Origin of the sequence: Streptomyces sp. NPDC048111, assembly GCF_043202815.1 — a bacterium.
In the GTDB taxonomy this organism is placed as follows: domain Bacteria; phylum Actinomycetota; class Actinomycetes; order Streptomycetales; family Streptomycetaceae; genus Streptomyces.
Genome location: NZ_JBIDBD010000001.1, coordinates 679733 through 692408, shown reverse-complemented (window position 1 = coordinate 692408; position 12676 = coordinate 679733). Strand labels below are relative to the sequence as shown.

The 12676-nt window shown below is 73.4% G+C and carries 8 protein-coding genes; 7 read left to right on the top strand and 1 reads right to left on the bottom strand.

What is annotated here, in order from left to right; translation table 11 throughout:
• Window positions 1-125: 125 nt before the first annotated feature.
• The 3 genes from ACGF3I_RS03125 (at window position 126) to ACGF3I_RS03115 (ending at window position 5335) form a co-directional block, all read left to right on the top strand.
• Entirely contained in the window at window positions 126-1304 is a 1179-nt protein-coding gene (locus ACGF3I_RS03125; protein ID WP_393128760.1) for an acyl-CoA dehydrogenase family protein, read from the top strand.
• A 97-nt stretch (window positions 1305-1401) separates the two neighbouring features.
• Entirely contained in the window at window positions 1402-3633 is a 2232-nt protein-coding gene (locus tag ACGF3I_RS03120; RefSeq protein ID WP_393128759.1) for a tetratricopeptide repeat protein, read from the top strand.
• A 136-nt stretch (window positions 3634-3769) separates the two neighbouring features.
• Window positions 3770-5335 (top strand): phytoene desaturase family protein, encoded by a 1566-nt coding sequence (locus ACGF3I_RS03115; RefSeq protein WP_393128758.1) that lies wholly within the window; start codon window positions 3770-3772, stop codon window positions 5333-5335.
• A 22-nt stretch (window positions 5336-5357) separates the two neighbouring features.
• Here ACGF3I_RS03115 and ACGF3I_RS03110 read toward each other — a convergent pair whose 3' ends face one another.
• Window positions 5358-7115 (bottom strand): serine hydrolase domain-containing protein, encoded by a 1758-nt coding sequence (locus ACGF3I_RS03110; protein WP_393128757.1) that lies wholly within the window; start codon window positions 7113-7115, stop codon window positions 5358-5360.
• A gap of 224 nt (window positions 7116-7339) precedes the next feature.
• Here ACGF3I_RS03110 and ACGF3I_RS03105 point away from each other — a divergent pair, with 224 nt between their 5' ends.
• From ACGF3I_RS03105 to ACGF3I_RS03090, 4 genes are all read left to right on the top strand, one after another.
• Entirely contained in the window at window positions 7340-8449 is a 1110-nt protein-coding gene (locus ACGF3I_RS03105) for an NAD(P)H-dependent flavin oxidoreductase (RefSeq protein ID WP_393128756.1), read from the top strand.
• Entirely contained in the window at window positions 8446-9996 is a 1551-nt protein-coding gene (locus ACGF3I_RS03100; RefSeq protein WP_393128755.1) for an acyl-CoA synthetase, read from the top strand. Before ACGF3I_RS03105 ends, ACGF3I_RS03100 begins: the two co-directional genes overlap by 4 nt.
• A gap of 122 nt (window positions 9997-10118) precedes the next feature.
• Window positions 10119-11081 (top strand): RNA polymerase sigma-70 factor, encoded by a 963-nt coding sequence (locus ACGF3I_RS03095; RefSeq protein WP_393128754.1) that lies wholly within the window; start codon window positions 10119-10121, stop codon window positions 11079-11081.
• A gap of 32 nt (window positions 11082-11113) precedes the next feature.
• The gene (locus tag ACGF3I_RS03090) at window positions 11114-12637 is read left to right on the top strand and encodes an acyl-CoA synthetase (RefSeq protein WP_393128753.1); all 1524 of its coding nucleotides are present in this window, start codon (window positions 11114-11116) and stop codon (window positions 12635-12637) included.
• The last annotated feature ends 39 nt before the right edge of the window (window positions 12638-12676 follow it).

Genomic DNA, 12676 nt, shown 5'->3' with positions numbered 1-12676 from the left:
GGGTGCCCGGCCGACGGCGCGGCCCCACGCCGACGGCGGTTCCGGACGGCGTCCGGATCCCTTCCGGATTCTTGGAACACGTTCTACTGTGTGCGCCGCCGTACCGCGACCGTCCTGGAGGGGCCGTGCACCTCGCATACACGCCTGAGCAGCAGCAGTTGCGCACCGAGCTGCGGACCTACTTCGCCGAGCTGGTGCCGGACAACGTCTACGCCCGGTACGCCGACCCGGCCGCCCAGAAGCGGTTCTACCGCGAGACCGTGCGGCGGCTCGGCGGGGACGGCTGGCTGGGCGTCGGCTGGCCCGAGGAGTACGGCGGGCGCGGTCTGAGCCCCATGGAGCAGTTCATCTTCTTCGACGAGGCCGCCCAGGCCGGCGTCCCGCTGCCGCTGATGGCGCTGAACACGGTCGGCCCGACGATCATGCAGTTCGGCACCGACGAACAGAAGGCCCACTTCCTGCCGGGGATCCTCTCCGGCGAGATCGACTTCGCCATCGGCTACAGCGAGCCCAACGCCGGGACCGACCTCGCGGCCCTGAAGACGCGCGCGGTGCGCGAGGGCGAGACGTACGTGGTGAACGGGCAGAAGATCTGGACCACCAACGGCGACACCGCGGACTGGGTGTGGCTCGCCGTCCGCACCGACCTGGACGCCCCCGCCCACAAGGGCATCACCATGCTCCTCGTGCCGACCTCCGACCCCGGCTACAGCTGCACCCTCATCAACACGCTCGCCTCGCACGACACCACGGCCAGCTACTACGAGGACGTCCGGGTCCCGGTCGACCGCCGGGTGGGTGAGGAGAACAAGGGCTGGCGGCTGATCACCAACCAGCTCAACCACGAGCGCGTCACCCTGGCCGCCCACGGCACCATGGCGATCCGCGCCCTGCACGACGTGCGGCGCTGGGCCGCGGACACCAGGCTCGCCGACGGCCGCCGCGTCCTCGACCTCGGCTGGGTCCGCAAGAACCTGGCCCGCACCCACACCCGCCTGGACGCGATGAAGCTCCTCAACTGGCAGATGGTCAACGCCGTCCAGGAAGGCACGCTCACCCCCCAGGACGCCTCCGCCGTCAAGGTGTACGGATCCGAGGCGCGCCGGGACGCCTACGCCGCGCTGATGGAAGTCGTGGCCGCCGCCGGCCCCTTGAAGGAGGGCTCCGCAGGCACGGTCCTGCACGGCGAACTCGAACGCGGCTACCGGTCCGCCGTGATCTTCACCTTCGGCGGCGGCAACAACGAGATCCAGCGCGAGATCATCGCGTGGATCGGCCTGGGCATGCCCCGCGTCCGGCGCTGAGCCGCCCCCGCCCGCCCCGTACACACTCCGCGCCGGGGCAGCCATACTGGACGGGCCGGGGTAGGGCTCACGGCAGTGACGGGGGCGACGGCACCAGATGGCGGACACCAGGCTGATCCACGGCCGCTTCCGGCTGCTCGACGTGATCGGGCGCGGTGGCATGGGCGAGGTGTGGCGGGCCCGTGACGAGTCGCTGGAGCGGCGGGTCGCGGTCAAGGTGCTCAAGCCGCTCGCCCCGGGCAGTGAGGAGTCGTTCACCCGGGTGCTCAGGGAGCGGTTCCGGCGCGAGGCGCGGGTGGCCGCCGCGCTCCAGCACCGGGGCGTCACCGTCGTCCACGACTTCGGGGAGTACGAGGGCGGGCTCTACCTCGTGATGGAGCTGCTCGAAGGCCGCGACCTCAGCCAGCTCCTGGACGACGGCGAGCGGCACCCGCTGGCCGTGCCCGAGATCGTGGACATCGCCGAACAGGTCGCCGCCGCACTCGCGTACACCCATCAACAGGGCATCGTGCACCGGGACTTGAAGCCCGCCAACATCATGCGGCTCGACGACGGCACCGTGAAGATCTGCGACTTCGGCATCGCCCGGCTCGGCGCCGACATCGGCTTCACCAGCCGTCTCACCGGCACCGGCATCGCCATGGGCACCCCGCACTACATGTCGCCGGAGCAGATCGGCGGCACCGATGTGGACCACCGCAGCGATCTGTACTCGCTCGGCTGTGTGCTGTACGAGCTGTGCACCGGGGCCCCGCCGTTCGACCAGGAGGACGCCTGGGCGGTGCTCGTCGGGCACCGCGACACCGAGCCCCGCCCGCTGCGCGAACACCGCCCCGAACTGCCCGGCTACCTCGACGACGCCGTGCTGGCCCTCCTGGCCAAGGAGCCCGAGCTGCGCCCCGGCGACGCGGGTGAGCTGGGGCGCCGCCTCGCCGAGGGCAGGGCCGCGGGCCTGCCGTCCGCGGTCCCGGCGCAGCCGTCGCGGCCCGCTCCCCGGCTGCCGTCCTGGACCAAGGGGATGACCACGGGTCACAAGGCGACCCGCGCCCCCGACCCGGCCACCGCCCCCGACCCCACCGCGGGCCTCACCGGCGAGTGGACCGCCCCGCCCGCGTACGGCCGCCACGACGGCGCCGTCGGCGGGGAGACGGGCCGGCCGACGCCGTCGCCCGAAGCCGTCGCGGCCCTTGTCGCCCGCCACAGGGCGGGCCTCAGTCTCGGCCGGCTCGGCCGGTGGGCGGAGGCCGGTGAGGTGCACCGGGCGGTCGCCGCCGAACGCGCCCACGTCCTGGGCCCCGACCACCCCGACACCCTCGCCAGCCGCTACGAGCTGGCCTTCACCCTCAGCAGGACCGGCCGCACCGCCGACGCGCTGCGCGCGTTCGGCAAGGTGGCCGACGGCCGCGGCCGTGCGCTCGGCCCCGACCACCCCGAGACCCTCGACGCACGCCAGGAGACGGCGTACGTCCTCGGCCGGCTCGGCCGTCACTTCGAGGCGCACCAGGTGTACGTCGCGGTGCTCGCCGCCCGCGAGCGCACCCAGGGCCCCGACGACCCCGACACCCTGCGCTGCCGGCACAACCTCGCCTTCAACCTGAGCCGGCTCGGCCGCCTGGAGGAGTCGTGCGCCATGGCCCAGGAGGTGGCCGCCGCGCGCACCCGGGTGCTCGGCGCGGGACACCCCGACACCCTGGCCACCCGGTACGAAGTCGCCTACGCCCTGGGCCTGTTGGGACGCTGGATCGAGGCGCTCGCCACCTACCGCGAGGTCGCCCGGGGCCGGGCGGCGGCGCTCGGCCCCGACCATCTGGACACCCTCGCGGCCCGCTACGAGATCGGCGTCAGCCTCGGGCGCCTGGGCCGCAGCCGGGAGGCCCTGGAGCTGTACGGCGAGCTGGTCGCGGACCGGACCCGGGTCGACGGGCCCGACGACGAGGAGACCCTGCGCGCCCGGCACGGCCTCGGCGTCAACCTCGGCCGCCTCGACCGCTGGGAGGAGGCCCTGCGCGAGGCCCGTGACGTGTGCGCGCTGCGCGAGCGGGTGCTGGGCCGCGAGCACCCCGACACCCTGGTCAGCGCCCGTGAGGTCGCGGTGGGTCTCGGCCGGCTGGGCCGCTGGTCCGAGGCGCTCGACGTCTACCGCCGCGTGGCCGAGTGCCGCGCACGGGTGCTGGGCGCCGGCCATCCGGACACCCTGGCCGGCCGCAACGACGAGGCGAACTGTCTGGAACAGCTGGGCCGGGGGCCCGAAGCGATGGAGCTGTACCGCGAGGTGGCGGCGCTGCGCCGGGGGAGTGCTGGGCTGCCTCGGCCCGGGACTGCGCCGTAGGAGCGCCTGACGCCCCTGATCCGGGACTGCGCCGGGGAGTGCCGGACGCCTTGACCGGGGACTGCGCCGTAGGAGCGCCGGCCGCCCCGACCCCGGACGGGGTTCCGCGCGCGATCGTCCCGTGTTACCAAGGGGCATGCCCGTACGCACCGCGTTCGCCCGTGAGTCCTACGACGCCGTCATCGTCGGGGGCGGCCACAACGGCCTGGTCGCCGCCGCCTATCTCGCCCGCGCGGGCAAGTCCGTGCTCGTCCTGGAACGGCTGGACCGCACGGGCGGCGCAGCCGTCTCGACCCGGCCCTTCGCCGGGGTGGACGCCCGCCTCTCGCGCTACTCCTACCTCGTCTCGCTGCTGCCGAGGAAGATCGTCGACGATCTCGCGCTCGACTTCGCGGTCCGCAAGCGCACCGTGTCCTCGTACACGCCGACCCTGCGGAACGGACGCCCCGGCGGCCTCCTGGTGGGCGGCGGCGAGGAACGCACCGCCGCCTCGTTCCGTCAACTGACGGGATCGGACGCCGAGTTCACCGCGTGGCAGGCCTTCTACGCCACGATGCGGGAGGTCGCGGGGCGGGTCTTCCCCACCCTCACCGAACCGCTGCCCAGCGCCGCCGCGCTGCGCGAACGGATCGGCGACGACGCGGCGTGGCGGATGCTCTTCGAGGAACCCATCGGCGTCGCCGTGGAGGACCGCTTCACCGACGACCTCGTCCGGGGCGTCGTGCTCACCGACGCCCTGATCGGCACCTTCGCCGACGCCCACGACCCCTCGCTCGTCCAGAACCGCTGCTTCCTCTACCACGTGATCGGCCAGGGGACCGGCGACTGGGACGTGCCGGTCGGCGGCATGGGCGCCCTGACCGACGCGCTGGCCGGCGCCGCGCGGGCGGCCGACGCGGAGATCGTCACCGGCCACGAGGCGACCGCGATCCGCACCGACGGCACCGAGGCCGAGGTCGACTACGCGACGGCCGACACCAGCGGCACGGTCGCCGCCCGCCACGTCCTGGTGAACGCCTCCCCACGGGCCCTCGCCGAGCTCACCGGCGACCCGCTGCCCGAACCCGCCGAGGGGGCGCAGCTGAAGGTCAACATGCTGCTCAAGCGTCTTCCCCGGCTCCGCGACACCGCGGTCGACCCGCGCGAGGCCTTCGCCGGGACCTTCCACATCGCCGAGGGATACGGCGAGTTGGCGACCGCCCATGCCGAGGCGGCCCGCGGCGAGCTGCCGGGCGCGCCGCCGTCGGAGATCTACTGCCACTCCCTGACCGACCCCACCATCCTCGGCCCCGAACTGGCCCGCGAGGGCTACCAGACGCTGACCCTGTTCGGCCTGCACACCCCGGCCCGCCTGTTCGCCGAGGACAACGACAAGGCCCGCGAGACCCTGCTCTCCGCCACCCTCGCGCAGCTGGACGCCCACCTCGCCGAGCCGCTGGCCGACTGTCTCGCGCGGGACGCCGACGGCCGCCCCTGCATCGAGGCCAAGACCCCGCTCGACCTCGAACGCGACCTGCGGCTGCCCGGCGGCAACATCTTCCACCGGCCCCTGGCGTTCCCCTACGCCGACGGCGCGACGGGCCGCTGGGGCGTCGAGACGGAGCACGCCAATGTGCTGCTGTGCGGGGCCGGGGCGGTGCGCGGCGGCGGAGTGAGCGGCATCCCCGGGCACAACGCCGCCATGGCGGTACTCGGCCGCTGAGCCGGCGCTGGGGCAAAGGGCCTCAGTCGGCGGACAGCGCCCAGCCGGCCGCCTCGATACGGGCGGTGTCGTCGGGGCGCGCCGCGTCGAACAGGGTGGCCCTCGCCCCGTCCGCGACCCGCAGCCCGTCCACGTACACCCCGCGCCCCACGTAGTGCGGCCCGGTGAGATGGCGCCAGCGCAGCCGCAGGGGCCCGGCGCCGAGCACCGCGGCCACCTCGTGCCACACCCGCCCCGACCACCCCGTCACCGAACCGGCGGGATGCTCCACGGCCGTCTTCCCGGGGAGCGCCGTCGTGAACGGCACGGGACGCCAGGCCCGGCCCCCGTCCGCGGAGGCCTCCAGGACGACCGTCCCCACGCCCGGCTCGGTGTCCCACCACAGGGAGCAGGTGAGGCGGGCCCCCGCCGCGGCCCGCACCTCGGGCAGCGTGAGCGTGGCGGACGTGGCGGGCGCCATGCCCCCGAACCAGGCGGGCCCGCCGTGCCCGGTGCGCACCGGGACCGCGCGGGCGAGCGCGTTGCCCGCGGCCACCCGGGGCGCCGAGCCGGTACGCCACGTGCGCACCGGATGAACGGAGTTGGCGAGGATCACCAGGAAGGTGTCGGTGCTGGGGTCGACGACGAGGCTGGTTCCGGTGAAGCCCGTGTGCCCGGCGCTGCGGGGCGTGGCCATCGCGCCCATGTACCAGTGCTGGTAGAGCTCGAAGCCCAGCCCGTGCTCGTGCCCCGGGAAGTCCGGGGTGAAGTTGGTGAAGAGCAGGTCCACGGAGGACGGGGACAGGATCCGGGCCCGTCCGTAGGCGCCGCCGTTCAGAAGGGTGCGGGCCAGTACCGCGAGGTCCCAGGCGCAGGAGAACACGCCCGCGTGCCCGGCGACGCCGCCGAGCCCGTAGGCGTTCTCGTCGTGCACCTCCCCCCACACCAGGCCCCTGTCGAGCCCCGACCACGGCTTGCGGGCGTCCTCGGTCGCGGCGATGCCCGGCCGCCAGGACCCGGGCGGGTTGTACCGCGTGCGGTGCATCCCGAGCGGAGCGGTGATCTCGTCGTGGAGCAGGCGATCGAGAGTGCGGCCGGTGATCTCCTCCAGGACCAGCTGGAGCGTGATCAGATTCAGATCGGAGTACAGGTAGGCGCTGCCGGGCGGGTGTTCCAAGGGCTGGTTCCACAGGAGCTTCAACTTCTCCTCGTACGTCGGCGCCCCGTACAGCGGGATCCAGGGCGGGAATCCCGAGGTGTGGGTGAGCAACTGCCGTACGGTGACGTGCTGTTTGCCCGCCGCGGCGAACTCCGGCAGAAACGAGGCGACCGTCCGGTCCAGGGCGAGGGCGTTCCGCTCGATCTGCTGGACGGCGAGCAGCGAGGTGAACAGCTTCGACACCGAGGCCAGGTCGTACACCGTGTCCTCGGCCGCGGGGATGCGCCGCCCGGCCGGGAGCTCCGCCGCGGTGTCGCTCGTCTCGTCGTACGCGCGGTAGCGCACCGCGCTGCCGATCGCCGTGTGCAGCGCCACCGTGCGACCGCGCCCGGCCAGCAGGACGGCCCCCGCGTACCAGGGGTGCTCGGGCGAGGGGCCGAGGAAGGACTCGGCCTCCGTCACCAGGCGCGCCAGGTGCCCGGGCAGCAGCCCGGCCTCATCGGCGGTGCCGCGCCGCAGCGTGCCCGCCCGTACCCCGGCCCGCGCCGCACCCGGCCACGAGCCCGCCGCCAGCGCGCCGCCGAGCCCGACGGCCGCACCGGCCAGCCGTCGCCTGCTCACCCCTGGCTCGTCCCCGGCCATCGGACCACTCCCTTTCCCGGCCGGCCGCCCCGGCACCGTGAAACCAACTTTCGCGATCATGGCGATCACCGGAAACTTTCTTCCCCGGCCCCGCCCGTGTCAATGACCCGCCGCGCCGCCACCGCCACCGCCGCCACCGCCACGACACCGCGCGGCACAAAGAAACTGACGCAGCATCAGAAAATCTCTTCCTTCGTCGCCCCGGCTGCGGCATCCTGCGCCCCATGCAGACGGAGCTGAGCAAGAAACTGGGAGTCGAGCACGCCGTCTTCGGTTTCACGCCGTTTCCGGCGGTGGCCGCGGCCATCACCCGGGCCGGCGGATTCGGCGTGCTCGGCGCGGTCCGCTACACGGCCCCCGACGACCTCGCGCGCGACCTCGACTGGATGCAGGAGCACACCGCGGGACTGCCCTACGGGCTCGACGTCGTCATGCCCGCCAAGAAGGTCGAAGGGGTCGGCGAGGCCGAGATCGAGGCCATGATCCCCGAAGGGCACCGCCAGTTCGTGCGGGAGACCCTGGCCAAGCACGGCGTGCCCGAACTCGCCGAGGGCGAGGCCTCCGGCTGGCGGATCACCGGCTGGATGGAACAGGTGGCCCGCGGCCAGCTCGACGTCGCCTTCGCGTACCCGATCAAACTCCTCGCCAACGCGCTGGGTTCACCGCCCGCCGACGTCGTCCGGCGCGCCCACGACCAGGGCGTGCTCGTCGCGGCGCTCGCGGGCAGCGCCCGGCACGCCCGCCACCACGCCGAGGCCGGCATCGACATCGTCGTGGCCCAGGGATACGAGGCCGGCGGCCACACCGGGGAGATCGCCACCATGGTGCTCGTCCCCGAAGTGGTCGAGGCGGTCGGCCCGCTGCCGGTGCTCGCCGCCGGGGGGATCGGCAGCGGTGAGCAGATCGCCGCCGGACTGGCGCTCGGCGCCCAGGGCGTCTGGCTCGGCTCGCTGTGGCTGACCACCACCGAGGCCGAGCTCCACTCCACCGCGCTCACCCGCAAGCTCCTGGCGGCGGGCTCCGGCGACACCGTCCGCTCCCGGGCACTCACCGGCAAACCGGCCCGCCAGCTGCGCACCGAGTGGACCGACGCCTGGGACGACCCGGCCGGGCCCGGCACCCTGCCCATGCCGCTCCAGGGCCTGCTCGTCGCCGAGGCCGTCTCGCGCATCCAGAAGTACGAGGTCGAGCCGCTGCTCGGCACGCCCGTCGGGCAGATCGTCGGACGGATGACCGCCGAGCGCAGCGTCCAGGAGACCTTCGACGATCTGACCCGCGGCTTCGAGCGCGCCATCGACCGCATCAACCGCATCGCCGGGAGGGACGCCCGATGAACCAGCCGCCCAACGGCTTCTGGGCCCAGGCCACCGCCGACCCCGACCGCCCCGTCCTCATCGCGCCGGACGGCGAGGAGTGGACCGCGGGCCGGCTGCACGGCGCCGTCAACCAGCTCGTGCACGGACTGCGGGCCGCCGGCCTCGAACGCGGCGACGCGTTCGCGGTCGTGCTGCCCAACGGCGTGGAGTTCTTCACCGCCTACCTCGCCGCGTCGCAGGCCGGGTTCTACCTCGTCCCCGTCAACCACCACCTGGTCGGCCCGGAGATCGCCTGGATCGTCTCCGACTCCGGCGCCAAGGTGCTCATCGCCCACGAGCGCTTCGCCGAAGCGGCGAGGGCCGCGGCCGACGAGGCGAAGCTGCCCGCCTCCCACCGCTACGCCGTCGGCGAGGTGCCCGGCTTCGTCCCGTACGCCCAACTCCTGGACGGGCAGCCGGAGTCGGTGCCCGAGGAGCGCACGCTCGGCTGGGTCATGAACTACACATCCGGCACCACCGGGCGCCCCCGCGGCATCCGGCGCCCGCTGCCCGGCAAGCCGCCCGAGGAGACCTACCTCGGCGGATTCCTGGCCATCTTCGGCATCAAGGCCTTCGACGACAACGTCCATCTGGTGTGCTCGCCGCTCTACCACACGGCGGTCCTCCAATTCGCCGGCGCCTCCCTGCACATCGGGCACCGCATCGTCCTCATGGACAAGTGGACGCCACAGGAGATGCTGCGCCTCATCGACGCCCGCGCCTGCACGCACACGCACATGGTGCCGACCCAGTTCCACCGGCTGCTCTCGCTGCCCGACGAGGTGAAGGCCCGCTACGACGTGTCGTCCATGCGGCACGCCATCCACGGTGCCGCACCCTGCCCCGACCACGTCAAGCGCGCCATGATCGACTGGTGGGGGAGCTGCGTCGAGGAGTACTACGCGGCCAGCGAGGGCGGTGGTGCGTTCGCCACCGCCGAGGACTGGCTGAAGAAGCCGGGGACGGTCGGAAAGGCCTGGCCCATCAGCGAGTTGGCGGTGTTCGACGACGACGGCAACCGCCTCGCGGCAGGAGAACTCGGCACGGTCTACATCAAGATGTCGACCGGTGGGTTCAGCTACCACAAGGACGAGTCCAAGACCCGCAAGAACCGCATCGGCGACTTCTTCACCGTCGGCGACCTCGGCTACCTCGACGAGGACGGCTACCTCTTCCTGCGGGACCGCAAGATCGACATGATCATCTCGGGCGGCGTGAACATCTACCCGGCCGAGATCGAGGCCGCGCTCCTCACCCACCCCGCCGTCGCCGACGCGGCCGTCTTCGGCATCCCGCACGCCGACTGGGGCGAGGAGGTCAAGGCCGTGGTCGAGGTGGCGGAGGGCGCGGAGCCGGGTGAGGCGCTGGCGGCTGCGATCCTCGCCCACTGCGGGGACCGGCTCGCCGCCTACAAGCGCCCCAGGACCCTCGACTTCATCGAGACGATGCCCCGCGATCCCAACGGCAAGCTCTACAAGCGCCGGCTGCGCGAGCCGTACTGGGAGGGGCACGAGCGCGCGATGTGACCCGGCGGACATTTGACCGCCCGCGCCGGCGTCCTGCCCGCGGGGCCGGGTTGAATGACGCGGCGACCGCCGGGCACCACCGGCGGGCGCCGAGCACCGTACGGGGGAGGGTGGTGCACGCGATGACGGAGCACGGCATGCGGGGGCATGGGGTGGTGGCGCACGGCGAGGAGTTCGAGTCGCACCGGCAGGTCCTGCTCGGCCTCGCCTATCGGTTGCTCGGCTCCCGCTGGGACGCCGAGGACGTCGTCCAGGACGCCTATCTGCGCTGGCGCCGCGTCGACCGGGCCGAGGTCAGGGACGCCCGGGGTTTCCTCATCACCGTCGTCTCCCGCCTCGCCATCGACCAGCTGCGCTCGGCCCGGGTGACGCGCGAGGCCTACCCCGGGCCCTGGCTGCCCGAACCCGTCGCCACCGACGCGTTCGGACCGCTGGACACCGCCGAACTGCGCGACACCCTCGCCTACGCCACCGTGCACCTCATGGAGCGCCTCACCCCGCCGGAGCGCGCCGTGTTCGTCCTGCGCGAGGCGTTTCAGCTGCCGTACGAGGAGATCGCGTCCATCGTGGACGCGAGCGTGGCCAACTGCCGTCAGCTGTACAGCAGGGCCGGCCGCCATCTGGCGTCGGGCCGCGACCGCTTTCCCCTCGCCGCCGACGAGCACGCCGATCTGCTCGCCCGCTTCCTCGAAGCCGCGCAGGGCGGAGACCTCGGCGCGCTCGCCGACCTGCTCGCCGAGGACGTCGTGGCGTGGAGCGACGGCGGCGGCAAGGTGTCGGCCGCGCGGCGCCCGGTCATTGGTCGCGCCAAGGTGCTCGCCTTCCTCACCGGGCTGCTCACCCGGTACGCGGTGGAGGCGTTCGAGATCGTCGACGTCAACGGCGGCCCCGCCGTGTCGCTCACCACCGACGGCCGGCGCCAGATCGCGCTCGTCTCCTTCCGTAACGGCCTGGTCGAGGCCGTCTACACGATCCGCAACCCGGACAAACTCGCCCGCTTCTTCGGCGGCACACAGACGCGCGCCACCGCCGCCGGGCCGGACCCCCGCCGCCCGGTACGGCGGGTCGTGGCGCCCGGACCTTGACCACGCCCCGCGGGCCGCCCCAGGATCCAGCCATGGACGAGGTACGCAGCAGCACCGTCGACGGCATCGTGCGCCGCAGCGCCCGCCGCACCCCCGACCGCGTGGCGCTGCGGTACGCCCGGCGCACCTGGACCTACGCCGAACTGGACGCGGCCGTCTCCACCGCCGCCGCCTTCCTCACCGCGCGCGGCCTGCGCCCGGGGGACCGGGTCGCCGCCTACGGCCACAACTCCGACGCCTATCTGATCGCCTTCCTCGGTTGCGCGCGGGCCGGGCTCATCCACGTGCCGGTCAACCAGCACCTCATCGGTGACGACCTGGCGTACATCCTGGACCAGTCCGGCGCCGCCCTGGTGCTCACCGATCCCGCACTCAGCGCTCAAGTGCCCGCAGGCGTACCGGTGTTGCCCCTGCGCGACGGCCCGGGCTCGCTGCTCGACGCGCTCGCCGAACCGGTCCCGTACACGCGGGAGCGGGCAGCGGGGGAGGGGGAGCGGGAGCGGGACGAGCGGGAGGTGGTGCAGCTGCTCTACACCTCCGGCACCACCGCCCTGCCCAAGGGCGCGATGATGACCCACCGGGCCCTGGTCCACGCGTACGTCTCCGCCATCGCGGCACTGGATCTGCGCCCGTCGGACCGGCCCCTGCACACGCTGCCGCTCTACCACTCGGCACAGATGCACGTCTTCCTGCTGCCCTACCTCGCGGTGGGCGCCGAGAACACCGTCCTGGACGCGCCCGACGCGGACCGCGTCCTCGATCTCATCGAGCGGGGCCGCGCCGACTCGCTGTTCGCGCCGCCCACCGTATGGATCGCCCTTTCGGGCCACCCCGGCTTCGCCACCCGCGACCTCGGCGGGCTGCGCAAGGCGTACTACGGGGCCTCGATCATGCCGGTGCCCGTCCTGGAGCGGCTGCGGCAGCGCCTGCCCGGGCTCGCCTTCTACAACTGCTTCGGGCAGAGCGAGATCGGCCCGCTCGCCACCGTGCTCGGTCCGGACGAACACGAGGGGCGGCTCGACTCGTGCGGGCGCCCGGTGCTGTTCGTGGAGGCCCGCGTCGTCGACGAGAACGGCAAGGAGGTGCCCGACGGAACGGCCGGTGAAGTCGTCTACCGCTCCCCGCAGTTGTGCGAGGGCTACTGGGAGAAGCCGCAGGAGACCGAGGAGGCCTTCCGGGACGGCTGGTTCCACTCCGGCGACCTCGCGGTACGCGACGGCGACGGCTACTTCACCGTCGTGGACCGGGTCAAGGACGTCATCAACTCCGGCGGAGTGCTCATCGCCTCGCGCCAGGTGGAGGACGCGCTGTACACCCACCCGGCGGTCGCCGAGGCGGCCGTGGTCGGGCTGCCCGATCCGCGCTGGATCGAGGCGGTCACGGCGTTCGTGGTCCGGGCCCCCGGCGGCGCGGTGACCGAGGCCGAGCTCATCGACCACGCCCGGCAGGCACTCGCCCCCTTCAAGGCTCCGAAGCGGGTCGTCTTCGTGGACGGACTGCCGCGCAACGCGAGCGGAAAGATCCTCAAGCGCGAACTGCGTGACCGGCGCGCCTGAAATGCCCTGCGAGTGAGCCGAGTTGGGCGTCCGCCGGGC

Bases quoted from the DNA above. Each gene is read 5' to 3' on its own strand.
- ACGF3I_RS03120 (WP_393128759.1), top strand. From the start codon at position 1,402: ATGGCGGACACCAGGCTGATCCACGGCCGCTTCCGGCTGCTCGACGTG.
- ACGF3I_RS03115 (WP_393128758.1), top strand. From the start codon at position 3,770: ATGCCCGTACGCACCGCGTTCGCCCGTGAGTCCTACGACGCCGTCATC.
- ACGF3I_RS03110 (WP_393128757.1), bottom strand. From the start codon at position 7,115: ATGGCCGGGGACGAGCCAGGGGTGAGCAGGCGACGGCTGGCCGGTGCG.
- ACGF3I_RS03105 (WP_393128756.1), top strand. From the start codon at position 7,340: ATGCAGACGGAGCTGAGCAAGAAACTGGGAGTCGAGCACGCCGTCTTC.
- ACGF3I_RS03100 (WP_393128755.1), top strand. From the start codon at position 8,446: ATGAACCAGCCGCCCAACGGCTTCTGGGCCCAGGCCACCGCCGACCCC.
- ACGF3I_RS03095 (WP_393128754.1), top strand. From the start codon at position 10,119: ATGACGGAGCACGGCATGCGGGGGCATGGGGTGGTGGCGCACGGCGAG.
- ACGF3I_RS03090 (WP_393128753.1), top strand. From the start codon at position 11,114: ATGGACGAGGTACGCAGCAGCACCGTCGACGGCATCGTGCGCCGCAGC.